The organism is Salmonella sp. SAL04162, assembly GCF_046551535.1.
Classification (GTDB): domain Bacteria; phylum Pseudomonadota; class Gammaproteobacteria; order Enterobacterales; family Enterobacteriaceae; genus Salmonella; species Salmonella enterica.
In genome coordinates, this window is sequence record NZ_JBGDVX010000007.1 from 52,231 (window position 1) to 77,017 (window position 24,787).

41 protein-coding genes and 1 pseudogene are annotated in these 24,787 nt (G+C 49.9%); 22 read left to right on the top strand and 20 right to left on the bottom strand.

Annotated features, from left to right (window positions below; all coding sequences use genetic code 11):
* The first annotated feature begins 42 nt into the window (after positions 1-42).
* Positions 43-420 carry an inner membrane protein YbjM gene (locus tag ACLJRH_RS15195; RefSeq protein WP_000680850.1) on the top strand — a complete coding sequence of 126 codons (378 nt, stop codon included), beginning with the start codon at positions 43-45 and terminating at the stop codon, positions 418-420.
* Between the two features lie 31 nt (positions 421-451).
* On the opposite strand, the gene ACLJRH_RS15200 is transcribed toward ACLJRH_RS15195, so the two are convergent.
* Positions 452-715 (bottom strand): GrxA family glutaredoxin, encoded by a 264-nt coding sequence (locus tag ACLJRH_RS15200; protein ID WP_000495513.1) that lies wholly within the window; start codon positions 713-715, stop codon positions 452-454.
* A gap of 169 nt (positions 716-884) precedes the next feature.
* On the opposite strand from ACLJRH_RS15200, the gene ACLJRH_RS15205 reads away from it, so the two are divergent.
* The 10 genes and pseudogenes from ACLJRH_RS15205 to rumB form a co-directional block, all read left to right on the top strand.
* Positions 885-1,175, top strand: coding sequence for a YbjC family protein (locus ACLJRH_RS15205; RefSeq protein ID WP_001259131.1), 291 nt, complete (start codon positions 885-887; stop codon positions 1,173-1,175).
* Positions 1,159-1,881: a nitroreductase NfsA gene (nfsA, locus tag ACLJRH_RS15210; protein WP_000075300.1), complete on the top strand. Its 723-nt coding sequence runs from the start codon at positions 1,159-1,161 to the stop codon at positions 1,879-1,881. The genes ACLJRH_RS15205 and nfsA overlap by 17 nt, the downstream gene beginning before the upstream one ends.
* 57 nt (positions 1,882-1,938) lie before the next feature.
* Complete coding sequence (rimK, locus tag ACLJRH_RS15215; protein ID WP_000684366.1) at positions 1,939-2,841, top strand: 30S ribosomal protein S6--L-glutamate ligase; 903 nt, start codon at positions 1,939-1,941, stop codon at positions 2,839-2,841.
* Positions 2,842-2,936: 95 nt separating this feature from the next.
* Positions 2,937-3,413, top strand: a complete 477-nt coding sequence (locus ACLJRH_RS15220) for a YbjN domain-containing protein (RefSeq protein ID WP_000624810.1) — start codon at positions 2,937-2,939, stop codon at positions 3,411-3,413.
* 348 nt (positions 3,414-3,761) lie between these two features.
* The gene (potF, locus tag ACLJRH_RS15225; RefSeq protein ID WP_000125769.1) at positions 3,762-4,874 is read left to right on the top strand and encodes a spermidine/putrescine ABC transporter substrate-binding protein PotF; all 1,113 of its coding nucleotides are present in this window, start codon (positions 3,762-3,764) and stop codon (positions 4,872-4,874) included.
* Positions 4,875-4,961: 87 nt separating this feature from the next.
* Positions 4,962-6,095: a putrescine ABC transporter ATP-binding subunit PotG gene (gene potG / locus ACLJRH_RS15230; RefSeq protein WP_001000698.1), complete on the top strand. Its 1,134-nt coding sequence runs from the start codon at positions 4,962-4,964 to the stop codon at positions 6,093-6,095.
* A 9-nt stretch (positions 6,096-6,104) separates the two neighbouring features.
* Positions 6,105-7,058, top strand: coding sequence for a putrescine ABC transporter permease PotH (gene potH / locus ACLJRH_RS15235; protein WP_000105453.1), 954 nt, complete (start codon positions 6,105-6,107; stop codon positions 7,056-7,058).
* Positions 7,055-7,900, top strand: coding sequence for a putrescine ABC transporter permease PotI (gene potI / locus ACLJRH_RS15240; RefSeq protein ID WP_001061629.1), 846 nt, complete (start codon positions 7,055-7,057; stop codon positions 7,898-7,900). The genes potH and potI overlap by 4 nt, the downstream gene beginning before the upstream one ends.
* Positions 7,901-7,973: 73 nt before the next feature.
* The gene (locus ACLJRH_RS15245; protein WP_000505788.1) at positions 7,974-8,447 is read left to right on the top strand and encodes a YbjO family protein; all 474 of its coding nucleotides are present in this window, start codon (positions 7,974-7,976) and stop codon (positions 8,445-8,447) included.
* 42 nt (positions 8,448-8,489) lie between these two features.
* A pseudogene (rumB, locus tag ACLJRH_RS15250) lies at positions 8,490-9,041 on the top strand (23S rRNA (uracil(747)-C(5))-methyltransferase); the annotation flags it as partial.
* A 26-nt stretch (positions 9,042-9,067) separates the two neighbouring features.
* Here rumB and ACLJRH_RS15255 read toward each other — a convergent pair.
* The 18 genes from ACLJRH_RS15255 to ACLJRH_RS15340 form a co-directional block, all read right to left on the bottom strand.
* On the bottom strand, positions 9,068-10,360 hold the full coding sequence (locus ACLJRH_RS15255; protein ID WP_410958010.1) for a tyrosine-type recombinase/integrase: 1,293 nt from the start codon (positions 10,358-10,360) through the stop codon (positions 9,068-9,070).
* Positions 10,361-10,407: 47 nt separating this feature from the next.
* Positions 10,408-10,653, bottom strand: a complete 246-nt coding sequence (gene xisR / locus ACLJRH_RS15260; RefSeq protein WP_410958011.1) for an excisionase family protein — start codon at positions 10,651-10,653, stop codon at positions 10,408-10,410.
* A 7-nt stretch (positions 10,654-10,660) separates the two neighbouring features.
* Positions 10,661-10,888, bottom strand: a complete 228-nt coding sequence (locus ACLJRH_RS15265; RefSeq protein WP_410958012.1) for a hypothetical protein — start codon at positions 10,886-10,888, stop codon at positions 10,661-10,663.
* Positions 10,881-11,462, bottom strand: a complete 582-nt coding sequence (locus ACLJRH_RS15270; RefSeq protein WP_410958013.1) for a DUF551 domain-containing protein — start codon at positions 11,460-11,462, stop codon at positions 10,881-10,883. Before ACLJRH_RS15270 ends, ACLJRH_RS15265 begins: the two co-directional genes overlap by 8 nt.
* The gene (locus ACLJRH_RS15275; protein WP_410958014.1) at positions 11,459-11,692 is read right to left on the bottom strand and encodes a hypothetical protein; all 234 of its coding nucleotides are present in this window, start codon (positions 11,690-11,692) and stop codon (positions 11,459-11,461) included. The genes ACLJRH_RS15270 and ACLJRH_RS15275 overlap by 4 nt, the downstream gene beginning before the upstream one ends.
* A gap of 2 nt (positions 11,693-11,694) precedes the next feature.
* Positions 11,695-11,937 carry a MarR family transcriptional regulator gene (locus ACLJRH_RS15280; protein WP_410958015.1) on the bottom strand — a complete coding sequence of 81 codons (243 nt, stop codon included), beginning with the start codon at positions 11,935-11,937 and terminating at the stop codon, positions 11,695-11,697.
* Positions 11,934-12,158, bottom strand: coding sequence for a hypothetical protein (locus ACLJRH_RS15285; protein WP_410958016.1), 225 nt, complete (start codon positions 12,156-12,158; stop codon positions 11,934-11,936). Before ACLJRH_RS15285 ends, ACLJRH_RS15280 begins: the two co-directional genes overlap by 4 nt.
* 105 nt (positions 12,159-12,263) lie before the next feature.
* Positions 12,264-12,854: a hypothetical protein gene (locus tag ACLJRH_RS15290; protein ID WP_410958017.1), complete on the bottom strand. Its 591-nt coding sequence runs from the start codon at positions 12,852-12,854 to the stop codon at positions 12,264-12,266.
* Positions 12,854-13,717 (bottom strand): ORF6N domain-containing protein, encoded by an 864-nt coding sequence (locus ACLJRH_RS15295; RefSeq protein ID WP_410958018.1) that lies wholly within the window; start codon positions 13,715-13,717, stop codon positions 12,854-12,856. The genes ACLJRH_RS15290 and ACLJRH_RS15295 overlap by 1 nt, the downstream gene beginning before the upstream one ends.
* Position 13,718: 1 nt before the next feature.
* Positions 13,719-13,937, bottom strand: coding sequence for a hypothetical protein (locus ACLJRH_RS15300; RefSeq protein WP_410958019.1), 219 nt, complete (start codon positions 13,935-13,937; stop codon positions 13,719-13,721).
* Between the two features lie 11 nt (positions 13,938-13,948).
* Positions 13,949-14,326: a hypothetical protein gene (locus ACLJRH_RS15305; protein WP_410958020.1), complete on the bottom strand. Its 378-nt coding sequence runs from the start codon at positions 14,324-14,326 to the stop codon at positions 13,949-13,951.
* Positions 14,316-14,669, bottom strand: a complete 354-nt coding sequence (locus ACLJRH_RS15310; protein ID WP_410958021.1) for a hypothetical protein — start codon at positions 14,667-14,669, stop codon at positions 14,316-14,318. Before ACLJRH_RS15310 ends, ACLJRH_RS15305 begins: the two co-directional genes overlap by 11 nt.
* 77 nt (positions 14,670-14,746) lie before the next feature.
* Positions 14,747-15,145: a hypothetical protein gene (locus ACLJRH_RS15315; protein ID WP_410958022.1), complete on the bottom strand. Its 399-nt coding sequence runs from the start codon at positions 15,143-15,145 to the stop codon at positions 14,747-14,749.
* A complete protein-coding gene (locus ACLJRH_RS15320; RefSeq protein WP_410958023.1) occupies positions 15,142-15,342 on the bottom strand; it encodes a hypothetical protein in 201 nt (66 codons plus the stop codon). The genes ACLJRH_RS15315 and ACLJRH_RS15320 overlap by 4 nt, the downstream gene beginning before the upstream one ends.
* A gap of 36 nt (positions 15,343-15,378) precedes the next feature.
* Positions 15,379-15,729, bottom strand: coding sequence for a hypothetical protein (locus ACLJRH_RS15325; protein WP_410958024.1), 351 nt, complete (start codon positions 15,727-15,729; stop codon positions 15,379-15,381).
* On the bottom strand, positions 15,722-15,949 hold the full coding sequence (locus ACLJRH_RS15330) for a hypothetical protein (RefSeq protein ID WP_410958025.1): 228 nt from the start codon (positions 15,947-15,949) through the stop codon (positions 15,722-15,724). The genes ACLJRH_RS15325 and ACLJRH_RS15330 overlap by 8 nt, the downstream gene beginning before the upstream one ends.
* A gap of 32 nt (positions 15,950-15,981) precedes the next feature.
* Positions 15,982-16,725 carry a helix-turn-helix domain-containing protein gene (locus tag ACLJRH_RS15335; protein ID WP_410958026.1) on the bottom strand — a complete coding sequence of 248 codons (744 nt, stop codon included), beginning with the start codon at positions 16,723-16,725 and terminating at the stop codon, positions 15,982-15,984.
* A gap of 98 nt (positions 16,726-16,823) precedes the next feature.
* Entirely contained in the window at positions 16,824-17,267 is a 444-nt protein-coding gene (locus ACLJRH_RS15340) for a helix-turn-helix domain-containing protein (RefSeq protein WP_410958027.1), read from the bottom strand.
* 85 nt (positions 17,268-17,352) lie between these two features.
* On the opposite strand from ACLJRH_RS15340, the gene ACLJRH_RS15345 reads away from it, so the two are divergent.
* Together ACLJRH_RS15345 and ACLJRH_RS15350 are read left to right on the top strand one after the other, a co-directional pair.
* Entirely contained in the window at positions 17,353-17,559 is a 207-nt protein-coding gene (locus ACLJRH_RS15345; RefSeq protein WP_410958028.1) for a Cro/CI family transcriptional regulator, read from the top strand.
* 13 nt (positions 17,560-17,572) lie between these two features.
* Positions 17,573-17,743, top strand: coding sequence for a hypothetical protein (locus ACLJRH_RS15350; protein ID WP_410958029.1), 171 nt, complete (start codon positions 17,573-17,575; stop codon positions 17,741-17,743).
* Positions 17,744-18,004: 261 nt separating this feature from the next.
* Here ACLJRH_RS15350 and ACLJRH_RS15355 read toward each other — a convergent pair whose 3' ends face one another.
* Complete coding sequence (locus ACLJRH_RS15355) at positions 18,005-18,424, bottom strand: hypothetical protein (protein WP_410958030.1); 420 nt, start codon at positions 18,422-18,424, stop codon at positions 18,005-18,007.
* Between the two features lie 145 nt (positions 18,425-18,569).
* Here ACLJRH_RS15355 and ACLJRH_RS15360 point away from each other — a divergent pair, with 145 nt between their 5' ends.
* The 9 genes from ACLJRH_RS15360 to ACLJRH_RS15400 all read left to right on the top strand — a co-directional run bounded on the left by ACLJRH_RS15360 (position 18,570) and on the right by ACLJRH_RS15400 (position 24,649).
* Positions 18,570-19,124, top strand: coding sequence for a Rha family transcriptional regulator (locus ACLJRH_RS15360; RefSeq protein ID WP_410958065.1), 555 nt, complete (start codon positions 18,570-18,572; stop codon positions 19,122-19,124).
* The gene (locus ACLJRH_RS15365; RefSeq protein WP_410958031.1) at positions 19,121-19,540 is read left to right on the top strand and encodes a hypothetical protein; all 420 of its coding nucleotides are present in this window, start codon (positions 19,121-19,123) and stop codon (positions 19,538-19,540) included. Before ACLJRH_RS15360 ends, ACLJRH_RS15365 begins: the two co-directional genes overlap by 4 nt.
* A 198-nt stretch (positions 19,541-19,738) precedes the next feature.
* Positions 19,739-19,999 carry a hypothetical protein gene (locus tag ACLJRH_RS15370; protein ID WP_410958032.1) on the top strand — a complete coding sequence of 87 codons (261 nt, stop codon included), beginning with the start codon at positions 19,739-19,741 and terminating at the stop codon, positions 19,997-19,999.
* Positions 20,000-20,005: 6 nt separating this feature from the next.
* Positions 20,006-21,118, top strand: a complete 1,113-nt coding sequence (locus ACLJRH_RS15375; RefSeq protein WP_410958033.1) for a hypothetical protein — start codon at positions 20,006-20,008, stop codon at positions 21,116-21,118.
* A gap of 100 nt (positions 21,119-21,218) precedes the next feature.
* Entirely contained in the window at positions 21,219-23,093 is a 1,875-nt protein-coding gene (locus tag ACLJRH_RS15380; RefSeq protein ID WP_410958034.1) for a toprim domain-containing protein, read from the top strand.
* 31 nt (positions 23,094-23,124) lie between these two features.
* The gene (locus tag ACLJRH_RS15385; protein ID WP_410958035.1) at positions 23,125-23,493 is read left to right on the top strand and encodes a RusA family crossover junction endodeoxyribonuclease; all 369 of its coding nucleotides are present in this window, start codon (positions 23,125-23,127) and stop codon (positions 23,491-23,493) included.
* On the top strand, positions 23,490-23,645 hold the full coding sequence (locus ACLJRH_RS15390) for a hypothetical protein (protein WP_410958036.1): 156 nt from the start codon (positions 23,490-23,492) through the stop codon (positions 23,643-23,645). The genes ACLJRH_RS15385 and ACLJRH_RS15390 overlap by 4 nt, the downstream gene beginning before the upstream one ends.
* Positions 23,642-24,241 carry a DUF1367 family protein gene (locus ACLJRH_RS15395; protein ID WP_410958066.1) on the top strand — a complete coding sequence of 200 codons (600 nt, stop codon included), beginning with the start codon at positions 23,642-23,644 and terminating at the stop codon, positions 24,239-24,241. Before ACLJRH_RS15390 ends, ACLJRH_RS15395 begins: the two co-directional genes overlap by 4 nt.
* 3 nt (positions 24,242-24,244) lie before the next feature.
* Positions 24,245-24,649 carry an antiterminator Q family protein gene (locus tag ACLJRH_RS15400; RefSeq protein WP_410958067.1) on the top strand — a complete coding sequence of 135 codons (405 nt, stop codon included), beginning with the start codon at positions 24,245-24,247 and terminating at the stop codon, positions 24,647-24,649.
* Positions 24,650-24,787: the final 138 nt, after the last annotated feature.

The following is a 24,787-nucleotide window of genomic DNA, read 5'->3' on the forward strand; positions in this document are numbered from 1 at the left end:
ACGGCGGAAAGCGTGTTCGATAGAGAGTGTCAGGAGGAACGATTGAAACATAAACACGGGTGGGCAAGCGTTGTCTGCTGCTTTGTACTCTTTATTGTGGTGTGTCTTTCATTAACTATGCATGTACAAGGCGCTTTTCGCGCGGCAGGGCATCCTGAGATTGGACTGTTATTTTTTACGTTACCTGGCGCGGTGGCCAGTTTTTGTTCTCACCGACGCGAGGTGATCCGACCGCTGATCGGGGCGATGCTGGCGGCACCGTTTTGCCTGGTGTTAATGCGCGTGGTATTTATGCCTACCCGATCGTTTTGGCAAGAACTGGCGTGGTTATTTAGCGCCGTATTCTGGTGTGCGTTAGGCGCGCTCTGCTATTTGTTTATTAGCAGCCTGTTTAGCCACCGGCGAAAAAAACGCCGATAGCGCCCTCCGGTAGAGGGCGTTGCCAGAGCAATCAGGCGAAAAGATTCAGATTTTCTTTTGCCCATGCTTCAAAATCCGTACAGCCGCCGATATGTTTTTGATCGACAAAAATCTGCGGTACGGTTTCTACAGGTTTACCTACGGTTTTTTCCAAATCCGCTTTAGTAATGCCTTCGGCATGGATATCAATATAGCGGTAGTTGAAATCGTCGCGTTCTTTGCTCAGTTTTTCCGCCAACTCTTTTGCACGCACGCAATAAGGGCACCCTGGGCGGCCAAAAATAACAGTAAACATATCTCTCCTCGAACATAAAGCCAGACGGCGAACAGGTGTTATCATGCCGCGATTTACGGCAGATGAAAAGCAGGTTACGCCTGTTCCTTTGATAACCCAGGGCTATATCTGTTAAGCACGCCGGACCAGAACGTTCTACACTGTGCGTCAGTTTACCGGGAGGCTTGATATGCGCACGATTGGCGTGTTACCCAAAAGCGTACTGATACTGGAATGCCTCGGTATGATTTTGCTGGCGCTTGCTCTGCTATCGCTTAATCATTACCTTACGCTGCCCGCGCCGTTCAATACGCCGCTGGCTGGCGTATTGATGGTTTTCCTTGGCGTCGTGTTGATCCTCCCCGCCGCGGTGGCGATGATGTGGCGTATTGCGCAGTTACTGGCGCCGCAGTTGATGAAACGTCCACCCGACATTTCTTCCCGTTCAGATAGAGAAAAGCATAATGAGTCCGACCATTGAACTTCTTTGTGGCCATCGTTCTATTCGCCATTTCACCGATGAACCCGTGACTGACGCGCAGCGAGAGGCCATTATTGCCGCCGCGCGCAGCACGTCCAGTTCCAGTTTTTTACAGTGCAGCTCTATTATCCGTATTACCGATCGGGCGCTGCGCGAGGCGTTAGTGCCCCTGACGGGCGGGCAAAAGCATGTGGCGCAGGCCGCTGAGTTCTGGGTATTTTGCGCCGATTTTAATCGTCATTTGCAGATCTGCCCTGACGCGCAGTTGGGGCTTGCCGAACAACTGCTGCTCGGTGTCGTCGATACGGCGATGATGGGGCAAAATGCGCTGACGGCGGCGGAATCACTGGGGTTAGGCGGCGTGTATATCGGCGGCATTCGTAACAATATTGAATCTGTTACCGAACTGTTAAAATTGCCGAAGCATGTATTGCCGCTCTTTGGCCTGTGTTTGGGATGGCCTGCGGATAATCCGGATCTGAAACCGCGCCTGCCTGCAGAGCTTGTGGTTCATGAGAACCAGTATCAACCGCTTGATGAAAAGCTGCTGGCGCGCTATGACGAGCAGTTGGCTGAGTATTATCTGACCCGAGGCAGTAATACGCGACGCGATACCTGGAGCGATCATATCCGTCGCACCCTGATTAAAGAAAATCGCCCATTTATCCTTGAATATTTGCATAAACAGGGCTGGGCGACGCGCTAAAACCTGCGGGCCAGTGTATGATACGCGGGCTTTTCAGGGTTTTCAGCGAGGTGCAGGGTGAAAATTGCCATATTGTCCAGGGATGGAACGCTCTATTCTTGCAAACGTCTGCGCGAAGCGGCGATGCGGCGCGGCCATCTGGTCGAGATACTCGATCCTCTTTCCTGCTATATGAATATTAATCCGGCTGCGTCGTCGATCCATTACAAGGGGCGTCGTCTGCCCCATTATGACGCCGTTATTCCCCGTATTGGTTCGGCCATTACCTTTTATGGTACCGCTGCGCTACGTCAGTTTGAGCTACTGGGTAGCTATCCGCTGAATGAATCCGTCGCCATTACCCGCGCGCGCGATAAGCTGCGATCGCTACAACTTCTGGCGCGCCAGGGGATCGATCTTCCCATTACCGGGATCGCCCATTCTCCGGATGACACCAGCGATCTTATTAAGATGGTTGGCGGGGCGCCGCTGGTCGTGAAGCTGGTAGAAGGCACGCAAGGGATCGGCGTGGTATTGGCGGAGACGCGTCAGGCTGCTGAAAGCGTTATTGATGCGTTTCGGGGGCTGAATGCCCATATTTTGGTTCAGGAATACATTGCCGAAGCTAAAGGATGCGATATTCGTTGTCTGGTCGTCGGCAATGAGGTTGTGGCGGCGATTGAGCGGTGCGCGAAAGCCGGTGATTTTCGCTCCAATCTTCATCGCGGCGGGGTGGCCAGCATCGCGACGATCACGCCCCGTGAACGGGATATCGCCATCAAAGCCGCACAGACGCTGGGGCTGGATGTGGCGGGTGTCGATATTTTACGCGCCGCGCGCGGGCCGCTGGTGATGGAGGTGAATGCCTCGCCGGGACTGGAAGGTATCGAAAAGACTACGGGCGTGGATATCGCGGGGCGAATGATTCAGTGGATAGAACGTCACGCTACGCCTGAATTTTGCCTTAAAATCGGCGGCTAATCGCAATCGTGGATTCCGCCGTAGTACGAAGCACGCTTTTTGCGTAAGCTGTGCCGGTAATTTTTCATCGTCATCGTAAGAGGTAGCACATTATTATGATATCACTGGTCGTTCCCACTCTGGATACGTTGCGTCAATGGCTCGACGACCTGGGCATGAATTTCTTCGAATGTGATACCTGCCAGGCGCTGCATTTGCCGCATATGCAGAATTTTGACGGCGTCTACGATGCTAAAATCGATTTGGTGGACAACACCATTCTTTTTTCCGCGATGGCGGAGGTCAGGCCTTCCGCGTTGCTGCCGCTGGCGGCCGATCTCTCTGCTATCAACGCCAGTTCGTTGACAGTAAAAGCCTTTCTCGATATGCAGGATGATAATCTGCCAAAACTGGTTGTGTGCCAGTCTTTATCCGTTATGCAAGGCGTCACCTACGAACAGTTCGAATGGTTTGTTCGCCAAAGTGAAGAGCAGATTTCTATGGTGATCCTTGAGGCCGGGGCGCATCAGCTTCTGTTTAACGCGGAAGAAGACGCGCAAAAAACCAGCGCGGTTGACCATTTTCTTCACTGATCCCTCCCGATAATCAGGCAGTCGCTGCCAGCGCGGCTGCTGTTTACGTTTTTTTATGCTGCAGTTAACCTTTATTTAAAGAATTATTCACCTCATTTCTGACCATTTCGCTTTATCACATAGACAAAACCTGCATAAAAAATTGATAAAAGGCGTTTTTTAATCTGGGCTATAGCCTCAAACCTTAGCTAAAGTTATTCTTGCGAAGCTTCTATAGCGAGCTTGATGGCAGGGAGGGCGACCTCTCTTCTTTATTTGTATCAAATGAAAAGGTATGCACATTTCAGGCATGTTTTAAACCACGCCTAATGGGTTCATTTGTTAACGGATTTCAGAAGGAAAGCGATGATGACCGCCTTAAAGAAAAAATGGCTATCGGGTCTGGTTGCGGGTGCTTTGATGGTCGTCTCTGTCGGCACGCTCGCTGCCGAACAAAAAACGCTGCACATTTATAACTGGTCAGATTATATCGCGCCGGACACGGTGGCGAACTTTGAAAAAGAGACCGGGATTAACGTTATCTATGATGTCTTTGACTCTAACGAAGTGCTGGAAGGCAAGTTAATGGCAGGCAGCACCGGGTTCGATCTGGTGGTGCCATCGGCCAGTTTTCTTGAGCGCCAGCTCACCGCGGGCGTTTTTCAGCCGCTGGATAAAAGCAAACTTCCCGGCTGGAAAAACCTCGATCCTGAACTGCTGAAACTGGTAGCGAAGCACGATCCTGACAACAAATACGCCATGCCCTACATGTGGGCCACGACGGGCATTGGCTATAACGTTGATAAAGTGAAAGCGGTGCTGGGGGATGATGCGCCAGTGAATAGCTGGGATTTAGTCCTCAAGCCAGAAAATCTGGAGAAGCTAAAAAGCTGCGGCGTCTCTTTCCTTGATGCGCCTGAAGAAATTTTTGCCACCGTGCTGAACTATCTGGGTAAAGATCCGAATAGCAGCAAAGCGGATGACTACACCGGCCCGGCAACCGATCTGTTGTTGAAGCTACGGCCAAACATTCGCTATTTCCACTCCTCGCAATACATTAACGATCTGGCTAATGGCGATACCTGTGTGGCCATCGGCTGGGCGGGCGATGTCTGGCAGGCCGCTAACCGGGCGAAAGAGGCGAAAAATGGCGTCAATATCTCTTTCTCGATCCCCAAAGAGGGGGCAATGGCATTTTTTGATGTGTTTGCCATGCCGGCTGACGCCAAAAATAAAGACGAGGCCTACCAGTTCCTTAATTATCTGTTGCGCCCTGATGTGATTGCCCATATTTCCGATCACGTTTTCTACGCCAATGCGAATAAAGAGGCGACGGCGCTGGTCAGCCAGCAGGTGCGCGATAACCCGGGAATTTATCCGCCGGCGGATGTGCGGGCCAAGTTGTTTACCCTGAAAGTGCAGGAGCCGAAGATTGATCGCGTCCGCACCCGCGCATGGACGAAGGTGAAAAGTGGTAAGTAATTGATTAACGGTATGGCCTGATAAGCGTGCGCTATCGGGCATTCCACCGTTTGTATCGTTTGATTGTGTTATGCCGGAGAGCGCCTTGTGAATGATGTCCCCCACCGCCCGCAGGTGAAAACCCGTAAAGCGCTGACGCCGCTTCTGGAAATTCGCAACCTGACGAAGTCATTCGACGGGCAACATGCTGTCGATGATGTCAGTCTGACTATCTATAAAGGCGAGATTTTTGCCCTGCTGGGCGCGTCAGGTTGTGGAAAATCGACTCTGCTACGGATGCTGGCAGGTTTTGAACCGCCGAGCAGCGGGCAAATTATGCTCGACGGCGTCGATCTGGCGCATGTTCCGCCGTATCAGCGTCCAATTAATATGATGTTTCAGTCCTATGCGTTGTTTCCGCATATGACGGTAGAGCAGAACATCGCTTTTGGTCTGAAGCAGGACAAACTGCCGAAGGCGGAGATTACCAGCCGCGTCAATGAGATGCTGGGTCTGGTGCACATGCAGGAGTTTGCGAAACGTAAGCCGCATCAGCTTTCCGGCGGTCAGCGTCAGCGCGTGGCCCTGGCTCGCAGCCTGGCGAAACGTCCTAAGCTGCTCTTGTTGGATGAACCGATGGGCGCGCTGGATAAAAAATTACGCGACCGGATGCAGCTTGAAGTGGTGGATATCCTTGAGCGCGTCGGCGTGACCTGCGTCATGGTGACGCACGATCAGGAAGAAGCGATGACGATGGCGGGGCGCATTGCCATCATGAACCGTGGAAAATTTGTGCAAATTGGCGAACCGGAGGAGATTTACGAGCATCCGACGACCCGCTACAGCGCCGAATTTATCGGATCGGTAAATGTTTTTGAGGGCTTACTGAAAGCGCGTGAAGAGGACGGTCTGGTCATTGACGCGCCCGGTTTGGTTCATCCGTTAAAAGTCGATGCAGATGCCTCTGTCGTTGATAATGTGCCGGTATATGTGGCGCTACGTCCGGAAAAAATCATGCTGTGTGAGTCGCCGCCTGCCGATGGCTATAATTTCGCCGTCGGCGAAGTGGCGCATATTGCGTATCTCGGCGATCTGTCTATTTATCATGTGCGGCTAAAAAGCGGGCAGATGATCAGCGCTCAACTGCAGAATGCGCACCGTTACCGGAAAGGGTTACCGACCTGGGGCGATGAAGTGCGTTTGTGCTGGGAAGCGGATAGCTGCGTGGTCCTGACGGTATAAGGGGGAAACATGAGCACACTTGAACCTCCGGCACGCATCAGTAAACCTGGCGGCGCGGCGCTATGGTTGGCGCGAATGCAAATGAAACATGGGCGTAAGCTGGTTATTGCTTTGCCTTATATCTGGCTCATTCTACTGTTTTTACTGCCGTTTCTTATCGTCTTTAAGATAAGCCTGGCGGAAATGGCGCGAGCGATCCCGCCGTATACCGATCTGCTGGAATGGGCTGACGGTCAGTTGTCGATTACGCTCAACCTCGGCAATTTTTTGCAACTGACCGACGATCCGCTCTATTTCGAAGCCTATCTGCAATCGTTACAAATTGCCGGTATTTCCACGATCTGCTGCCTGCTGCTGGGCTACCCGCTGGCGTGGGCGGTGGCGCACAGCAAGCCCTCCACGCGCAATATCCTGCTGCTGTTGGTGATTCTGCCCTCGTGGACGTCTTTTTTAATACGCGTCTATGCCTGGATGGGCATTTTGAAAAACAACGGTGTGCTGAACAATGTGTTGCTGTGGCTAGGGGTTATCGATCAGCCGCTGACGATCCTGCATACTAACCTGGCCGTCTATATCGGCATTGTTTATGCTTATCTGCCGTTTATGGTTCTGCCCATTTATACCGCATTGACGCGCATTGATTATTCGCTGGTGGAAGCGTCGCTGGATCTCGGCGCCCGACCGCTGAAAACGTTTTTTAGCATCATTGTACCGCTCACCAAAGGCGGAATCATCGCCGGCTCGATGCTGGTTTTTATCCCGGCGGTGGGCGAGTTCGTGATCCCGGAACTGCTTGGCGGGCCGGACAGTATCATGATTGGTCGCGTCCTGTGGCAGGAGTTTTTCAATAACCGCGACTGGCCGGTGGCTTCTGCGGTCGCCATTATTATGTTGCTGCTGCTGATAGTACCGATCATGTGGTTCCATAAACATCAGCAAAAAAGTGTGGGGGAGCACGGATGAATAACTTACCGGTCGTTCGCTCGCCCTGGCGCATTCTGATTCTGGTGCTGGGGTTTACTTTTCTCTATGCGCCGATGTTAATGTTGGTGATTTACTCGTTTAACAGTTCGAAGCTGGTGACGGTGTGGGCGGGATGGTCGACGCGCTGGTATGGCGAGCTCTTTCGGGATACCGCCATGATGAGCGCAGTGGGCCTAAGCCTGACAATTGCCGCCTGCGCGGCGACGATGGCGGTGGTGCTCGGTACCATTGCCGCGGTGGTGATGGTGCGATTTGGACGGTTTCGCGGCGCAAACGGCTTTGCGTTTATGATCACCGCGCCGCTGGTGATGCCGGATGTGATTACCGGGCTGTCGCTGCTGCTGCTGTTTGTCGCGCTCGGTCATGCTATCGGCTGGCCCTCCGATCGCGGGATGCTGACCATCTGGTTGGCGCACGTCACTTTCTGTACCGCCTATGTGGCAGTGGTGATCGCTTCGCGATTACGCGAACTGGATCGTTCGATTGAAGAGGCGGCGATGGATCTTGGCGCGGCGCCGTTGAAGGTCTTTTTTGTCATTACGTTACCGATGATCATGCCAGCGGTGATCTCGGGCTGGCTGTTGGCCTTTACGCTTTCCCTTGACGATCTGGTGATTGCCAGCTTCGTTTCCGGTCCCGGCGCCACCACGCTACCGATGCTAGTTTTCTCCAGCGTGCGCATGGGCGTGAACCCGGAAATCAACGCGCTGGCGACGTTAATCCTCGGCGTGGTAGGAATCGTCGGATTTATTGCCTGGTACCTGATGGCGCGAGCGGAAAAACAGCGGATTCGCGATATCCAGCGTGCAAGACGCGGCTGAAGCCACTAAAATCTTCCACTATGGCAATGCGTTGCCGCGCGGGTCGCGGCATCATTTTCAGGGAAGACATTCATTGGGATTTATAAAGCAATCAACCTCATCACATGCCCGTTTAAATGTGCCTACGCTGGTGCAGGTTGCGGCTATGGCGATTATTTTGATTCGCGGTCTCGATGTGCTGATGATTATGAATACCCTCGGCATACGCGGGATGGGCGAGTTTATTCATCGCAGTGTACAGACGTGGAGCTTAACCCTTGTCTTTCTGGCAAGCTTAGTGCTGGTCTTTGTTGAAATTTATTGTGCGTTTTCGCTGGTGAAAGGCCGTAGCTGGGCGCGCTGGGTGTACCTGGCGACACAAATTATTGTGAGCGGATATCTGTGGGCGGCGTCGTTAGGCTACGGGTATCCGGAGTTGTTTAGCATCGCGGGAGAATCGAAGCGTGATATCCTGCATTCCCTGGTCATGCAAAAACTCCCCGATCTTTTAATTCTGTTTCTGCTGTTTATTCCCGCTCCCAGCCGTCGGTTCTTCCGGCTGCAATAATGTGTATAATCGTCGCCCCGGATAATATGAAGGTTTTTTGGTATGCAGTGCGCACTCTATGACGCGGGTCGCTGCCGTTCCTGTCAATGGATTACGCAGTCGGTTAACGAACAACTTTCCGCAAAAACAGCCGATTTACATCGTTTGCTGGCCGGGCTGCCTGTTGAACAGTGGTGCGCGCCGATTGGCGGCCCGGAACAGCATTTCCGCAACAAAGCGAAAATGGTCGTGAGCGGTAGTGTAGAAAAACCGCTCTTCGGGATGCTGCATCGCGACGGTACGCCAGTCGATCTTTGCGGCTGCCCGCTGTATCCCGCCTCCTTTGCCCCCGTATTCAGCGCGCTAAAACCTTTTATTGCCCGTGCCGGACTCACGCCTTATAACGTGGCGCGAAAACGTGGCGAACTGAAATACCTGTTGCTGACGGAAAGTCAGTTCGATGGCGGCATGATGCTACGCTTCGTGTTGCGTTCAGAAACCAAACTTACGCAACTTCGCGCAGCGTTACCGTGGCTGCGTGCGCAACTGCCGCAGCTCAGGGTGATCACCGCAAATATTCAGCCGGTACATATGGCGATTATGGAACAATATACATATTAACACACTGATATATAAATATATTATTTGCTCCCATTCCTCACTTGGGGCATGGATGGGACACGGGATGATAGTTTGTGGTTCAGGAGTGCAACCTGCTCACCACTACTTTCCGGCATCCATTTCCCGTACACACTGTACAACATCTGAGCGCTGGCGTGGCCCATCTGTGTAGCAATAAAGCTGGGATTAGCCCCGGCGGTTAACGACCAGCACGCATAAGTGTGGCGCGACTGGTATGCTTTGCGGTATCTTAAGCCTGCGCGTTTTATTGCTGCTTCCCAGGCTGAGCTGACGGACTGTACAACGTAGTGATACCCGAAGCTTTTACTCTGTCGGACGGTTTGTGGGTTAAATACGAAGGTACAGGGATGAATGGTTGTGCGGCCATACTCCCTTAACTTCACCTCCACTTGATACTGTTTGCCCAGGCGTGTTAGCGTCGCCTGGTTTTTCAGTACAGCCAGTGCAGGATCTGTAAGGTAGATCACTCTGTCAGTTCCGGAATCGGTTTTTGGCAGGGTGAACTCCTTTACTCTCGTGTAGTTTCTTCGCACCATCAACGTACCGGCCTTCAGGTCTATATCCTCCCATGCCAGGGCGCACAATTCACCATGCCGCATCCCTGTGTATACTGCCAGCGTCCATAAATTTTTAAGCTGCTGGTGATGACACGCTTCAATCAGCCGATCAAACTCGTTTCTCGTCAGTGGGTCAGGTTCTGTCCGTGACTTTTTCAAAGGAGTAATACCATTGAGTGGGGTTACATCTATGTACCCGTTATCAGCAGCAAACTTGAACATCTCTGATATGATCGCCATATAATAGTTCACTGTTGGTACGCTTCGTCCTTTAACGGCTTTTTTCTGTCTCTTCTTTGGGGTTTGATATCCAGTCAGTAACTCTTTTCTGATAAGCAAGATGTTTTCCTGTGTTATCAAAGATACCTGTTTGTTTTCTCCAATCAGTGGCAACATGTTTTTTATCACTGACTGGTAGCGCGTCATGGTGTTGTTGCTGATTTCCATCTCTTTTAAATCCAGCCATTTCTTCGCAAGTGCTTTTACAGTGATATCCTTTTTCCCCAGACCAAACCGCTTGAGGTGAGGGGAGTCAGGAAACTGAGCCGCGTAGTCAAAGTTTCCCATTCTTATCGCGAAGCAAACCGAGGAGCGTAGCTCCCCGGCAATCTTGCGATTTTTAGCAGTGTCAGGAACTCCGAGGTTTTCTCTGACACGCTTACCTTTGTACTTAAACCATATGCGGAGTGATCCGCCGTGGTTCTCAACGCCAGTTGGGTATGATTCTTTACTCATTTATCCTCCTGACGTCCAGGAGCGAAAACAGATTACCCTTTTCATGCTTATTGTGCACCTGGCTGTTTCTGGCTTTTGATCCAGCGCATAATGGCTTCGATGTTGTACAGGCATTCGCTGCCTGAATGTGGCTCTCCTTCAGGCGAGTAGTGCCGATACTCCCGACCGACAAGCCATGACTTTTTACGCGCCCGCTCAATAGTGCCGTCCTTTATGCCGGTAGCGGCGATAAGTACACTTTTTGCAACCCATTCGCTGGGGGCTATCTGATAGATAATAGTCTGCGTTTTCATACCCACCTCACTCCACTACCTTCCGCCGCTGGCGCTTCACCTTTGGCTTCTTAACTTCAACGCTTCCCGCTGCCACTTTTGGCGCTGGTGGCATGGGGATAATGCGTTTTTCATGCAGGTATCGCCTGCGGTTCATGTACCAGACGATACGGGCGGTATAATCCCTGCCGTCATCAACGTAGGCGACCAGTTTTGCCAGTTTCAGACCATCATCAGTAGCGCACGCGTCAGTCATTGGCGTTCTCCGCTTCTGGTGCTGGTGGTAGTGGCATCCAGTGGCTATACCAGTTTTCCCAATGCCTGCGTAAAAATACGACGTTAGTAAGGCTGTATTGCGAACCGCACTCAGGCTCGTTTTTATGCCAGGCCAGATAGAAAACCGCGCCGCCGTCTGGTTCATATTCTTCAGGAGGAAGCCGCTCGCTACACTTAATCCACTGCGGATTGCTTGCTGGCTGCTTGACGGGTGTCTGATTGAGCATGGCTGCTCTACAGGCGTTCCAGCCGGCAACGTAATTTTTTGCGTCATTCCAGCCGGTCTGGACTTCTGGATAGGCTGCCTCAACGGTCATTTCATCCGGCACTGGCGGGGCGGTGTAGAGAGGTATAACATCCCAATAGCGCTTATCATCCGCGTTTTTTTCTGGTTTTCCGGTAATAACGTCATGCTGACCAGTACTAAGACAAAAAATTGCAGATTCTGACACGTAACCAACCGGTATGACGCTATCAGTTTTACGCCGTTCATGTAACTCAAGGGAAACCATATCAATCAGCTCTGCGATACGTTCGTCTGTTAATCGTTTCATGCGTCCATCCTTTTCTTGAGTTTGAGGTTCATTTTCGTAACCAGCGCGTTTAGCTCCGCTCTTTTCTCAGGGGTAATTTTTGAAAAGTCTGCCTTGTCAATTTTGGCGAAAGTAGACTTAAACCCCTTTTCGATCTCACTGAAACACACGTAAAGGCACAGGATTTTTACCCACCTGGGCGCAAGAGGATGTAGGCCGACAGCCACAATGATTCTTTGTTTCATGCTCATAACTATCTCCTTGCCTCGCGCAGAAGCTGGTTAAACATCAGGGTCAGCCTGTTATTACAGCCGTAGGGCATATCGTTGATGCTGTATACATAGTTACCGCTTTCGTTCGTCTCGCGCGTCAGTATCCCCTGGCTATAAAGCAGGGAGAGTGAGCCACAAACACTGGATTTTTCCCTCCCGGTCAGTTTTATAATTTCGGCAAGTGTCGAGCCGGGGTGGAGTCTTACACATTCGGTGATAGTCATCGTCCCATCTCCTTTTGCACAAAGAGGTACGCCTGATACAGATCCGCAGCGTTGCCGTAGATATCAGCTTTCAGAATGAAAGCGCTGCTTTCCGTGCGGAATGCTTTTGGCACCAGTGCCATCACTTTGTTAACAGCCCGGTTATGTTTACGAAACTCAAACACGGTACTGGTGATAATCACGCTGGCTTCATTGCCGTAGTCCTTAAATTCGATTTTCATAACAGCGTTTCCGAAAGCAGTTGTGCCACCCCGAAATAACACAAAACCCCAGACGTAAATCCAAACCCTGCAAGGCTGGAGAAGAAGAGGGTGAACATGACCAGTTCAAATACCTTTTTCATTCATCACCTCTTCGCACATTTCAAAGACGTTTTCGTACATCGGCATAATTATCAGGAGCGGATTGCCGTAAAGCCTGGCGGTCATCGGGTCAATGATGACTTTGCAGGGGGCGGTTCTACCGTAAGGCTTTAGTCTCACTGGTACTTGTTCTCCAAACATCCGGTAAGGCAATGCGAGAAAATGTGACGCGAACATTGGTGGTTCGTCGCAGGGTTCCGGTTCAGCGGGTAACAGCTTGTCGAAATCCGGGTATCTGCACTCGACGAGTTCAAGGCGGCTACAGCCAACCCGTTCTTCTTCGTTGTCACCTACGGACTGGTAGTGAACGGCAAACCATGCGCCGTCAAAGGTTCCAATCTCCGTCCCGTCAGCGTCATCGGGAATATCGCCGTGAACGATGAATACCTCGTCGATATCTGTATCAGCGCCATGCTCCATAGAAACGGCAGCCTTACCGTTGGTTGCCTGGATATGAGTTGGCGTAATACGTACTCCCCGCAGATAACTACGTGCTTCGGTTTCATCGGCCACGCAGCAAAGAGCCGCACGCAGCAGGTCAGTATGGATAAACATTATTTTCCCTCCGGCGTGTAAATGGCTTTGTCGTGGCTGTATTCGCCGTTCCAGGTCTTTTTCATTGGTAATTCGCCTTTCATGTATAACTGGTACAGACGATGGCAACCTTGCTCCAGCAGTACGGGAGTGAACTTCGTAAATTCATCCTTTCCATGCGGAGTGATTTGTGTTTCGTCTTCCGTCAGGTACTTATCGCGGGCATAGGAAGCAACACGCCACTTTGGATTTTTCTCCGGATCGCGCTGTTCGTTGTAGAGCCACTTGCGCTGAAAAGCCCACCATGACATTTTGCTTACGTTGACTCCGTTTAACCCCTTACAGAATGCCGGGATGGTCATGCCTTTGGTGAAGTGTTTCTCCAGGCTTTCAACCGTGGCGCTGAGGGCTTTATTTTCCAGTGTGACAGCTTCTGCACGCTCTTCTGCCTCAATAACCATCAATGCCAGTTCCTTACGGCTAATGGTTGCCTGGTTTACTGGCGCGGCAATCGCATCACGCTGAGTGAAGTAGAATTCCACCAGGTCTTCGTGATAACTCCACGCCTGATCGGTTTCCAGCATCTTTGCGTGGTTGGCGGCACCGCGTTCGGTCCACAAAATAAGCGAGCGGGCATTCTTACCAACTAACCCTCTTAAAGAGGGTCTGTTCTTAATCTCTTGTAATTCAGCACCTTCCACCTTGAAGAAGTGCTTACCTTCAACGAATCGGGATTCGTTACGTGCGAAGTTATTGGCGAGCATTTTCTCAGTCGCACCATAACCCGCAGCCAGTTGCTCAGTAGTGACTACGCGTTGGCCGCGATATTCGATGATTTGCAGGTCGCGAGCGGCTACCGTTGCTAATTCAGTTTTCATATTCACGTTATTTAGCCTCTTTCAGTTCAATACCGATGTGTTTTGCATAACGGCGCATACTGCGGTTGAGCGGCATCCGCACGTTGCCGTCACCGGTGCTGAACTGAGCTACAAATTGCTCACACTGGGCATTTTCATTAACAGGGTCCAGTGTCAGTCGGTGACCTTGTGCCAGCGTGAGGCCGCATAAACCTTGCCGGGTTTTACTGCTGCGTTTCTTTGCCATCTCCACTTCCCTCAATACGGTTTCTGCTTCATCAGATCGTCCCACCGGACAGCCCATGCATCGTATTTCTCATTCCATTTCTGGATTTCGCTCTTACGGGCAAGGATGCGACGCAGCCGACGAACACAACGTTCGTGAGCTTTGCAACATTCCACAGTCAGATCGCCTCGCTGTACCCGTCCAGGACCGAGCGGAATATCCGGATAACGCAGCGGCCATCCGAACATGAGAAAAACATCCACGACCATGAAATACGCCAGGCTATTGAGTGCTGTTTTGCGGGTAAGTGTTCTCCGCTTCCAGCCGCGACGCTCAACGAAATAAACCGGACCCACTGGCGTATCGAATTTCTGGAAAGCTTTGTCGATTGCGGTTTGTTTAATTTCCATTTTTCATCTCCTGCTTTTCAAACGCCCGTTCTGCCAGTTCATCTATCACTGCATTCATAAACGTCATGCCGTGCGGTGTCAGTTTGCTGTATGCTTTACTCATGCAGTCCGAGTAATGGTCAGTGATGATTTTCTCAGCGCGTTCATGGCTTTTTATTTCGTAAAGTCCAGATTCAAATATTTTAATCAGCGCCTTCTCTAATATCTCCGGCGATAATTCAACAGGTACGCGTGAACCATCTGGTAAATTAGCCAGTTGAATGTGTTTACCTACGTGACGCGCCAGTGAATCGAGTTTTGCGTGAATAACACGGTCGCGACGTTTTTCAAGTAATGATTTCATGGTTACATTCCGTATTCTTAAAATTAGTGTATGGATATCCCCACCATTTAAGGTGTTAATTAAATAAATACGGTTGGTTATTTAAGTAATTGGGCTTTTACTGTTTTAAGTCGACGACGGGCTTCATACGCAAAATCAATCAATATTCTGAGCGTGAGACAATCTTCACTTTCGTCATCATCAGAAAACACAGCCTCTGAGTATCGACTACCGACAATGCAAATTTTGTTTATGTTCAACATTGCGGCATCTACTGCCTCAGCAACATCGATGTTCGCTTCTGTAATGGCGTAAGTATGATATTCCTGTTTTTCCACAGGCTCATTAAGATACTTTGAGGCATCACATAAATTGCGATTAATATCAAAGAGCGTGTTATCAATATCACTTTCTTTGGTCTTATCGTTACGCTCTATAAGAATGTTAACGAGAGACGTAGCCCGCTCAATGGCAATGTTGGTTTCATGAATGCTCATTTCTTTGTCTCCCTTATGTTGGTTTTTACGGCAGATACATAATCATGAACGTATTCATTAATCTGAGCGCTTAACATTACTCCTTTGTCTGCATTTTCTAACACCCTTGCTGCACTTATAAGTGTTTCGATGAAATTTATTGCATTTTCTGCATCAAGCGGCAATCCATCAAAATCTTTTGCTTCGTTTAAAGTCATAAATCCCCCTGCATATGCTGTATATATATCGTCAGGTTATTTTTCACCTTCTGCCATTTCTGTCAGGTAAGATTCTATTGAGCAGGTATGTTCTGCCGCGATATCCAGTATCGCTTCAATCTCGTCGCCGCTCAGTTCTACCCATGAGAATCGAAAGGCGTTAATCACTGCATTTAATCTTTGAGCATTTTCGATTTGCTTTCTTTTATGTACGCACATTGTTTTATTACCTGTCTGTGTATTATTCAGGCGATTTTTTACAACGCTGCCTCCATCAATCACTATGTCGGCAGTATCGATTTCTTTTTCAACGGCAGGGCTGAGCGTCCCGCCTGTGTGATCTGAACTTTCAATATGGAGCAAGGTTACGCCTTCAAACTTATTCATGGAGAACCTCCACAGAATGGGCGTTTTTATTTTTTCTATCCTCCATCTGCGCCTGATGCGCGGCTTCTGCATATTTTTTAGCTATACAAAATATACAGTCACTCAGGTCTGGGGATTCTTCATTATCGATAACCGAAATAATCATCCCAGCTTCTATTATCGCCGCGATCTGACGAAAGGCGGCTTCAGGTTCAAGAGTAAGGCCTTTGAAGGTATTCATAATCAGGATTCCCGTATTTTCTTCTTAAAGAGCTACGCAGTAATGTGCTTTCCCGTCATCAACCATGTCACGGTGGTATTCAGCGCCTTAGCGAGCTTGTCGATGTAGTCTGAGTGAGGGATAGCCTTGCCCGTTTCCCACTCCCGAATCATTGCGCCCGATGTATCAATTTCTTCTGCCAGCTTATTAAGGCTCATCTCTATATAATTACGGCGACTCTCGATGCGTACACCGATGTTAGCCAGATCTGCACCTTTCATAACGTTAACGGGTGCTGGTCGTGCAGGCTTAACGTCAACGGGATTTCCGGTTAACAGCCAGATCGGATCGCATTTGAGGGCGGTGGCTAGTGGGATGATGTACGTCGCCTCAACCGGGCATGTTTCTTCTTCCCAGTCGGCGATGCATTCCGGCGTCAGGTCGAGCTTGTTTGCAAGTGCGGCCTTGCTCATGCCGAGGTTCTCGCGAGCGATCTGGATGCGCGTGCCGATGGCGAACCTCTGAGTTGCGGGGTCAGCCTCAGTAGCCTGTTGAGTTGTGGTGCTGTTAACTGCCGGTTCTGAGGGGAGGGCGGGTTGGTTTTGGGTGGTTGCTTTGTTTACCAATGATGAAGCGATACCTACAAACCTTTGAGCTTGCAGGAAAGACTCTATGGAAAGATTTTGAAGAGAAGGGTTCTCGGAGAGAGAAATTAATCCACAATCAAGGAATAAACCAGCCTTGCGTAGGGTATCTCTTAAATCCGTGTCGCTGATGGGGCTCAGTAGTACATTCATGATTACTCTCATGCCTTGGATTGAACATGAGAGTAATCATAGTTAACAAAAGTTGATTTTCAAGCTATTTTTGAGTTAACTTAATATTTGTTTGTTAACTATTTGTTTTTATTGTGGATAAGCTTATCTAAGTTTTCTGTCATTAGATTTAGGTGATCCCTGTATTCAGCAAGTGCCTGTATAGCATACGCTAAAACGCGAGTCCGTAAATGATCGGGGAGGGTTTCATATATGGTGGCAAGCATTTGCAACTCTGTCTCAAGCTCTTGTCCATCTTCGCTTTTCTTTTCGATGATTTTATTATTGTCTTCTATATCAATGTGTTGAGTTTGTACGCCATCAAGAAGCCACTCAACATCACATTCTAGAACTTCAGCCAAAGCAAGTAACTTGTCGCTACTAATGTTTGTTTTTCCAGTTTCCCATAGAGATACAGCGGCCATTGAAACGCCTACTTTTTCAGCTACGTCAGATTGACTTAATCTCAAAGACCGCCGCTTCCATCGAATTCTGTGTCCCATTGTGTCATTGCGTTCAATCATATAAACCTTCACAATACTTGATAAATTAAGTTTAATTATAATATGATGCGTTTTATGATTTTACTTTGAACCAAGAGTCTTCACAATGAAAAAATCAAGTGCGATTAAATTTTTTGGCAGGCAAAGACTAGTCGCGAGAGCGCTTGGCATTAGTGATCAGGCTGTTTCCGTATGGCCCGAACTCATCCCCAAAGGCGCAGCCCTTGAGCTGGAGAAAATCACCAACGGGGCGCTTAAGTGCGACCTGTCCGTATACAAAAACCGTCCACGCAGAAACAAGCGTAGACCATAAAGAGAGGTGTGAGATGAAACAAGAGGCAAGCGTGGAGTTTAAAGAACTACCAGAAAACATACAGAACATCGCAGCGGAAACGCTCAAGGATCTGCTTCTTGATAATAATCAGGAAGAGCCAGCACAGATGCTGGCTCTCAGGGTAAGAAAAGCATTCGTTAGTCTTTATCTTCCTGAAGCGTGAGTTTTTCGTGTTGTTGGGGAATGACCGAATCCACCGAGCCTGATGTGGTTAAAAGACAGGCGTATAAGCGTAGGCCACAAAACGAGGCATGACATGCCCCAAACAGGAGGAAGTATGAGCGTTGAACTTCAATCATTCTTGGTTGGTTTTTTTTCATCACTTTTCGGTGGGCTATCCGTAGCCCTGCCGACAATGATTCTCTCGTGGCTGGATTATCGGGTAGCCAGAAGGGAGTTGCTGGAACTCGACCTGGGGAGAAAGTCACGGCATCGGTAGTCCTTTGTCTTTTCGGTATTTTTCATTGGCTACCTGTACTGCATTAGATACGGAAAACGAGTCGTATTGCACCTGAGCGATGGTTTCTTTGGTGAGCTTTCCTTCTTCCATAAGAGTGAGCATTTGATGGTAACGAAATATATAAACATCGGGAGAACTAACGGTACAACCCTTTGTTTTCGCAAAATTGAGATGAGATTCCCATTCTTTGAGAGCGATAGTGAGTGCTGTTTCCCGAATCTTTTCCCTGATCTGAATGCGGTTTCGTTTTTCCGCGAGTTCTTTATCGAGTTTCCTTTGTCTCCAGCCGTTAAATGCGACGACTACGGCGGATACACCAGCACCAAACATTGCGCCTAAAGCGCCATAAGCAGCAGCGGAAAGACCGCTGGTTTCTTGAATCATGTCGAACCTCCTCGGTTCTGTTTGGGTTAGAGCTTGCAGGCTAACACCGTCAGGAGGTTCGACACCAGTTGGGGGAAATATGAACGTGAAGCATGAATTACCACTAGAAAACACGGCGGTAACTGTCGGTAAGCCAGTACCAACTATGAGCAGCCTGGAGATGGTTGACTACATCAACGCCGAACGTAAGGCAAAAGCGGAAGCGGAGGGGATGACCTTTCCATGCAAGAAGTATCGGACACTGCGCCACGATAACTTCATGAAAAAAGTACCAAAAGTGCTGGGTGATTTGGCTCCTAGCCTGTTAGGAACCAATACCTATGTTAGTGGAAAAGGTGTTGAGCAGATACAGGAGATCTACAACTTCCCTAAGCGTGAAGCCTGCCTGATGGCAATGAGCTATAGCTGGGATTTGCAGGCTCAGGTATTCGACCGCATGAGCGAGCTTGAGGGTAAAAAGGACGTCAATCCGCTCGACTTCTCAGGGCTGTTAGAAATGACTACCCGTGAAATGCAGGATCGCATCGCCAGGGCTGAGAAGCATTCTAAAGCGGAGGCGAGTGACGGATCTAAAAAGCTGAACACCCGCAAGAAAGAAATCAAGGTTATCAAAAAAGCTGAACAACTTGTGAGAGAGCTTACTCAGTTCCGGATCTGCGATATGGGTGATTTTCCAGAAGATGAGGAGGTGGAGTCGTGAGTGCTGCTGAAGAGTGTGCTTATGCGCTGTGTGATTTCCTTAGCGAGGCTTACATCTATCACGCAATATCAATACATCGCCGCCCGATATACCGCCACGAGTGCGGGGATATTGGTCTTAACCGCCGTTTCCTTACCGGATTGATTGAAACCCATCTGGCAGAACGCTTTTCCCCGGAAAAACGATTTCGCATGTATCAGCGTTTGTTCGCGCCGGAACGGGATTGTTCGGATCAGATGTTCTGTATGGGGCGTGTGCCTGAACTGAACGCGCGAGGTATCCGGTTTATGAATCTGGCAGTAAAGGGATTTGCTGACGGGATGGTAAACACTAATGCCCGCCAGGAGCAGGGGAAACTGATAATTCCCGATAACGCGGAGGTGTGTGAAGACTATGAACCACGAATCTTTCATTAGTCAGAACATCGTCTCAATGGGCAAAGAAAAAGCCGGGAAGAGAAGTGTCCCCACCCGGCTTGTTCTGACTTCGCTATTCAATACCAGTTTGAAACCAATCTGATGAGGAAAGATTTCATGGCGAAACATAGCAGAAATTTATCGGCGGTTGCAAGTGGGCAACCTGTCATTCCCGCAGTACTTCAGGAGGAATAATACATGAAAGCTTATTTTGATGACAATGCTTCGTTGTGCATTGACGCAGAAAATAGCGCTGAGAAGGCAGCGTTGCTTCTTTGGTTTGGTGTTAATGCAGATAGCGTTCACGGGAAGGCAACTTTTGAGTCAGTTGTCGACGCTAATGATAAAGGGCTTCTGTTGATGATTAATGGCGTGAGTATTTTTAGCACATCAGAAAACGCTATAGATGGTAACGCAAACTGTAACGCTGCGAGCGTTACAAAAAGCGCATCGGAGTAACGCAATATGGCTAATTCATGGCTGCGATTGTGGCACGACATGCCAAACGATCCGAAGTGGCGAACGATAGCCAGGAAATCAAATCAACGCATCGGTGACGTGATTTCTGTGTATTTGCACGTTCTTGTTAACGTTTCCAGTGTTACCGACACGGAAGATAACGCACTTGATAGCGATGAAACGACAGGTAACGCAGGTGAAACGCAAGGTAACGCTAATGGAAACGCGACGAAACGTGGAAGAATCAAAAATCTGTGTGCCGACGATATCGCCAGCTCATTAGACCTCGATACCGAACAGGTTGAGCAGATAATCGCAGCGATGCAGGGAAAGGTTCTGGATGGAGATCTTGTTATTGGCTGGGCGAAGAGACAACCAAAACGCGAAGACTCTTCAACCGCACGGGTAAAGGCTTACAGGGAGAAAAAGCGGGCTGAAAAGGGGGCCAAAAGAAGCGCACAAGAAACTACGTGTAACGCAGGTGAAACGCAAGGTAACGCACCAGATTCAGATACAGATTCAGAAGAAGAAGTAAAAGATAAAAACACTTTGTCCGATTTCGGTTCGAATCGGACCGATGAAGTCAAACCGGCTTCGCCAAAAAAACCACCTGCACCCGAAAACCCTGAACCGGAGCAATCGGTAAGCCGGGATACCAGGATCGAACCAGAACCAGACACTGGTCAGGTGGCTGAGCATGCAGGCGAATCTGACCCACCAGACAAAACCGATGACCGCGATAAACCTGGCGAACCTGACCCGGTTAACCAGGCGTTCGAAGAAATTTTCTGGAGGGCCGGATTGTGCAAGGTCGGCAAGGTCAAGGCCTGCTCAGCGTTCCGGTCGAAATATCGGGACTGGAAAAAATCAACCCACGGTTCCCCGCCTGAGTTCGCCTCGATGCTGGCGGACGATATCCGGCGACGACTGAGCGTCGGGGTGTTTGGCGCGGATAAATTACATCCGTCCACGTACCTGAACCAGGAACGCTGGAACGACGAACTTCCGGCTGCGTCGGCGTCGGCTGCTGGCGGGGGTGGTCAGGTGCGGGACGTATCGCACTTGTCCGAGGAGCAGCGGCAGGAACTGGCGATGTATGAGCTTCTGGAGGGGCGATGAGGGCGTGGCTGAAACGGGTTCTGATTGGTGGTTATTGCCACGGAATTATCCCGAAAGTTGTTGTATCTGCGGGTTTTAATGTGTTCAGGCTGAGGTGTGTATGACGATTCAGGAATTATCGAATTTGCTGTGGCAACAGGTCGAACAGGTTGTTGCTCACCTGTTGCCCAATGGCCGCCGCATCAACGGCGAATGGGTTGTCGGTGATCTGGACGGCAACAAGGGGCAGTCGCTGAAAATTAATCTTACCGGGAAGCGCGTCTGGTGTGAGTTTAACGGCGGTCAGGGTGGTGATTTGTTGAATCTGTGGGTAGCGGTAAGAAATATCCAGCTTCACCAGGCGATGCAGGAAGCGCGGGAGTTTCTTGGCGTGAAAACCGAGTCCGGTGATTTTCTGCCAAAGCCTGAAAAAATTTATAAAAAACCTGAGCGCAAGGGCGTCAAACCGACGAGGGAATGTTTTTCGTACCTGGCGTCGAGAGGGATATCGCATGAGACGGCGAAAATATTCAAAGTTACCGACGCGGTGATATTTGACCATGACAGCAAGGCTGAAATACCGGCGATCGCGTTTCCGTACCTGCGGGACGGCGATCTGAAACAGGTTAAGCGCCTGGGTACGGAGCGCCACAACGGAAAAAAAATCATCATGGCGGAGGCGGACTGTGAACCGTGTCTGTTTGGCTGGCAGGCGATGAACCCCACAGAACGCAATCTGGTAGTGATTTGTGAAGGTGAAATTGACGCCATGACTATCCACCAGTATGGATTCCCGGCGCTTTCAGTGCCGTTTGGCGGCGGTGCAGGAGCGAAACAGCAGTGGATCGATACCGAATACGAAAACTTATCCCGGTTCCAGGAGATATTCCTGTGTATGGACATGGACGAAGCAGGGCAGTCTGCCGCGCGTGAAATCGCGACACGTCTTGGTTCGCATCGGTGCAGCTTTGTAAAACTGCCGTTCAAGGATGCTAACGAGTGCCTGTTACAGGGCGTGACGGTTGAACAATTTCGCCAGTGCATTATTGAGGCGGAAACGCTTGACCCGGCAGAACTGAAACGCGCTGGTGAATTTCGGCAGGAGGTACATGACGCTTTTTTCTCGCCCGCTCCAGGAATGTTTATCAGCCCGTGGACGACGCTGGAGCATAATTTCAGATTCAGGGAGTACGAAATAACACTGGTTAACGGTGTTAACGGACACGGGAAATCACAGTTTGTTGGGCATCTCGCGCTGGCTGCGACTCACCAGGGCATACCTGCCTGTATCGCCTCAATGGAATTGCGTCCGGCCATACTGCTGAAACGTATTGTTCGCCAGGGTGTATGTAAAAACGATGCTGATCCGCAGGATGTGGATCTGATGATGGACATTCTCAACGAAAGACTGTGGTTGTTCAACGTGACAGGAAAAGCGAAGGGAGAGCGTATTCTTGCCGTCTTCAAATATGCTCACAAACGCTATGGGGTGAAATTATTTGTGGTCGATTCGTTGATGATGTGCGGACTCAATGAGGATGACTACAACGCACAAAAAGCCTTCATGGAGTCATTATGTGAGTTCAGGTCAACTTACCCTGTACATGTGCTTCTGGTTACGCATCCAAGAAAAACTGAAAACGAGGAAAAACCCGTAGGCAAGATGGACGTTAAGGGGACAGGGGCGATCACCGATCTGACTGATAACCTGATTACCATCTGGCGCAACAAGGCCCGTGAAGCTGCAATGGATAAGCAGATAAGACTTGGCAGAGAAATACTTTCAGAAAAAGAACAAAAATTACTGGAAGCACCGGGCACCCTGTTATTGCTGGATAAGCAGCGTAACGGCGAGGGATGGCAGGGAAAGCTCCCGCTCGTGTTTAACCCGTTGAGCAATCAGTTTCTCACCGACAACAAAAGCACGCCATTTAACTATGCGCATGGATTACCACAATCCAAAGTTATTTCTGAAATGCGCCGGGCATCTGCCTGACAGTGCCGTTTTACTGAAAAGGTGATTACCGATGCAGATTTTTAACATAACGCCCGTACCAAAGCCCAGGCAAACCCAAAGAGACCGCTGGCAGAAACGTCCGGCTGTCATGCGCTACCGTGCATTCTGCGATGACGTCAGGGCGGCACGTATAACGCTGCCGGACGCTGGCTGGCACGTTACCTTTGTTCTGCCTATGCCGAAGTCATGGAGCGGTAAGAAACGCGCTCAGATGGACGGAAAACCACACCAGCAACGACCCGATCGCGACAATCTGGAAAAAGCACTGCTCGATGCGTTGTTCAGTGAGGATTGCGGTATCTGGGACGGCCACACAACCAAAGTCTGGGGAGAAACCGGGCAGATTATCATCACAACATCGGGAGAGGTGGCGCGATGAAAACGATAGTGATGCTGGCGCTGGGTTTTTCCACACCGATTATCTGCGCCATCTTTGCCGGAATACTGGCGCTTGAAGGCAAATCCGGCTGGGGCTGGTTCCTGTTCGTGGCGGTGCTGATTATGTGCAGCATTAAAGTTTCGGTGGACTGATCGTGCAGTTGCAACTGGTCAGGCACACTTCCGGTATTCTGCTGCCCGCCACGCCGCAGACAACGGAAATTTTGTGTTCAAAAGTCCGCATGGGCGCGGTGCTTGAGGCTGATTTCCGGCAGGTAAGAAATCCACTTTTTCACCGGAAATTTTTCTCGCTGCTGAATCTGGGTTTTGAATACTGGACGCCGACAGGTGGAGCCATCACTGACAGTGAACGGCGGCTGGTCACCGGCTATGCGAAATTTCTCGCGCATTACGGCGGAAATCAGCAGGCGCTGATGAGTTCGGCGGAAGAGTATCTTACCCGCGTGGCAGACAAACGGGCAGCCAGTATCAGCGTATGTAAATCCTTTGACGCCTACCGCGCATGGGTGACGGTCGAGGCCGGATATTTTGATGTCGTGGAGCTGCCGGACAGCAGTATCCGAAAGGAGGCAAAAAGTATCTCATTTGCGAAAATGGACGAAACAGAATTTCAGGGATTGTACAAAGCGGTGTTTGATGTGCTGTGGCGCTGGATACTGTCGACAGCCTTCAAAAGTTACAGGGAAGCTGAGAACGTGGCAATGCAACTGATGGAGTATGCGGGGTAAATGATGCGCGATATTCAGTTAGTACTGGAGAGATGGGGCTCATGGGCGGCGAATGAAGGCGGTAATGTCTATTATCAGCCCGTCGCGGCAGGCTTTAAGGGGCTGCTTCCTGACAGGCGAAGATGCCGGAGCTCATGTAGTGACGATGACGGGCTGATAATCAGTTCGGCGATGAGCGTGCTGAAAAAGAAGGACTCATACCTGTATACGCTGCTGGAGTGGCACTATGTATACGCCATTCCAGTAAGGGGAATTGGTAGCAAACTTAACATATCACACACGCTGGTATTAAAACGACTCCAGAATGCTGAAGGCTTCATCGACGGATGTCTCGCCGCACTGGGGGTAACTCTGGAGATGGATCGTTATGTACAGCGTGAGCCAGTGAGCGTAAAAATGAGCGTTTGACCCTGCACGATATCAGGGTTATTCACCGGGCAGTGCAATCTGGTTAAATTCATTTCACTGGTGAATATTGAATTGTTGTTCCTGCAAACATTAGGTTTTCCTTGAAAAATTTATATCAGGAGGAAAATATTTTGGAAA

What these genes read in the sequence shown, in the direction of transcription:
- ACLJRH_RS15200 (WP_000495513.1), bottom strand. Translation starts at nt 715, where the DNA reads ATGTTTACTGTTATTTTTGGCCGCCCAGGGTGCCCTTATTGCGTGCGT.
- ACLJRH_RS15205 (WP_001259131.1), top strand. Translation starts at nt 885, where the DNA reads ATGCGCACGATTGGCGTGTTACCCAAAAGCGTACTGATACTGGAATGC.
- nfsA (WP_000075300.1), top strand. Translation starts at nt 1,159, where the DNA reads ATGAGTCCGACCATTGAACTTCTTTGTGGCCATCGTTCTATTCGCCAT.
- ACLJRH_RS15220 (WP_000624810.1), top strand. Translation starts at nt 2,937, where the DNA reads ATGATATCACTGGTCGTTCCCACTCTGGATACGTTGCGTCAATGGCTC.
- potF (WP_000125769.1), top strand. Translation starts at nt 3,762, where the DNA reads ATGACCGCCTTAAAGAAAAAATGGCTATCGGGTCTGGTTGCGGGTGCT.
- potH (WP_000105453.1), top strand. Translation starts at nt 6,105, where the DNA reads ATGAGCACACTTGAACCTCCGGCACGCATCAGTAAACCTGGCGGCGCG.
- potI (WP_001061629.1), top strand. Translation starts at nt 7,055, where the DNA reads ATGAATAACTTACCGGTCGTTCGCTCGCCCTGGCGCATTCTGATTCTG.
- ACLJRH_RS15255 (WP_410958010.1), bottom strand. Translation starts at nt 10,360, where the DNA reads ATGAGTAAAGAATCATACCCAACTGGCGTTGAGAACCACGGCGGATCA.
- xisR (WP_410958011.1), bottom strand. Translation starts at nt 10,653, where the DNA reads ATGAAAACGCAGACTATTATCTATCAGATAGCCCCCAGCGAATGGGTT.
- ACLJRH_RS15265 (WP_410958012.1), bottom strand. Translation starts at nt 10,888, where the DNA reads ATGACTGACGCGTGCGCTACTGATGATGGTCTGAAACTGGCAAAACTG.
- ACLJRH_RS15270 (WP_410958013.1), bottom strand. Translation starts at nt 11,462, where the DNA reads ATGAAACGATTAACAGACGAACGTATCGCAGAGCTGATTGATATGGTT.
- ACLJRH_RS15275 (WP_410958014.1), bottom strand. Translation starts at nt 11,692, where the DNA reads ATGAGCATGAAACAAAGAATCATTGTGGCTGTCGGCCTACATCCTCTT.
- ACLJRH_RS15280 (WP_410958015.1), bottom strand. Translation starts at nt 11,937, where the DNA reads ATGACTATCACCGAATGTGTAAGACTCCACCCCGGCTCGACACTTGCC.
- ACLJRH_RS15285 (WP_410958016.1), bottom strand. Translation starts at nt 12,158, where the DNA reads ATGAAAATCGAATTTAAGGACTACGGCAATGAAGCCAGCGTGATTATC.
- ACLJRH_RS15290 (WP_410958017.1), bottom strand. Translation starts at nt 12,854, where the DNA reads ATGTTTATCCATACTGACCTGCTGCGTGCGGCTCTTTGCTGCGTGGCC.
- ACLJRH_RS15300 (WP_410958019.1), bottom strand. Translation starts at nt 13,937, where the DNA reads ATGGCAAAGAAACGCAGCAGTAAAACCCGGCAAGGTTTATGCGGCCTC.
- ACLJRH_RS15305 (WP_410958020.1), bottom strand. Translation starts at nt 14,326, where the DNA reads ATGGAAATTAAACAAACCGCAATCGACAAAGCTTTCCAGAAATTCGAT.
- ACLJRH_RS15310 (WP_410958021.1), bottom strand. Translation starts at nt 14,669, where the DNA reads ATGAAATCATTACTTGAAAAACGTCGCGACCGTGTTATTCACGCAAAA.
- ACLJRH_RS15315 (WP_410958022.1), bottom strand. Translation starts at nt 15,145, where the DNA reads ATGAGCATTCATGAAACCAACATTGCCATTGAGCGGGCTACGTCTCTC.
- ACLJRH_RS15320 (WP_410958023.1), bottom strand. Translation starts at nt 15,342, where the DNA reads ATGACTTTAAACGAAGCAAAAGATTTTGATGGATTGCCGCTTGATGCA.
- ACLJRH_RS15325 (WP_410958024.1), bottom strand. Translation starts at nt 15,729, where the DNA reads ATGAATAAGTTTGAAGGCGTAACCTTGCTCCATATTGAAAGTTCAGAT.
- ACLJRH_RS15330 (WP_410958025.1), bottom strand. Translation starts at nt 15,949, where the DNA reads ATGAATACCTTCAAAGGCCTTACTCTTGAACCTGAAGCCGCCTTTCGT.
- ACLJRH_RS15335 (WP_410958026.1), bottom strand. Translation starts at nt 16,725, where the DNA reads ATGAATGTACTACTGAGCCCCATCAGCGACACGGATTTAAGAGATACC.
- ACLJRH_RS15340 (WP_410958027.1), bottom strand. Translation starts at nt 17,267, where the DNA reads ATGATTGAACGCAATGACACAATGGGACACAGAATTCGATGGAAGCGG.
- ACLJRH_RS15345 (WP_410958028.1), top strand. Translation starts at nt 17,353, where the DNA reads ATGAAAAAATCAAGTGCGATTAAATTTTTTGGCAGGCAAAGACTAGTC.
- ACLJRH_RS15350 (WP_410958029.1), top strand. Translation starts at nt 17,573, where the DNA reads ATGAAACAAGAGGCAAGCGTGGAGTTTAAAGAACTACCAGAAAACATA.
- ACLJRH_RS15355 (WP_410958030.1), bottom strand. Translation starts at nt 18,424, where the DNA reads ATGATTCAAGAAACCAGCGGTCTTTCCGCTGCTGCTTATGGCGCTTTA.
- ACLJRH_RS15360 (WP_410958065.1), top strand. Translation starts at nt 18,570, where the DNA reads ATGAGCAGCCTGGAGATGGTTGACTACATCAACGCCGAACGTAAGGCA.
- ACLJRH_RS15370 (WP_410958032.1), top strand. Translation starts at nt 19,739, where the DNA reads ATGAAAGCTTATTTTGATGACAATGCTTCGTTGTGCATTGACGCAGAA.
- ACLJRH_RS15375 (WP_410958033.1), top strand. Translation starts at nt 20,006, where the DNA reads ATGGCTAATTCATGGCTGCGATTGTGGCACGACATGCCAAACGATCCG.
- ACLJRH_RS15380 (WP_410958034.1), top strand. Translation starts at nt 21,219, where the DNA reads ATGACGATTCAGGAATTATCGAATTTGCTGTGGCAACAGGTCGAACAG.
- ACLJRH_RS15385 (WP_410958035.1), top strand. Translation starts at nt 23,125, where the DNA reads ATGCAGATTTTTAACATAACGCCCGTACCAAAGCCCAGGCAAACCCAA.
- ACLJRH_RS15390 (WP_410958036.1), top strand. Translation starts at nt 23,490, where the DNA reads ATGAAAACGATAGTGATGCTGGCGCTGGGTTTTTCCACACCGATTATC.
- ACLJRH_RS15400 (WP_410958067.1), top strand. Translation starts at nt 24,245, where the DNA reads ATGCGCGATATTCAGTTAGTACTGGAGAGATGGGGCTCATGGGCGGCG.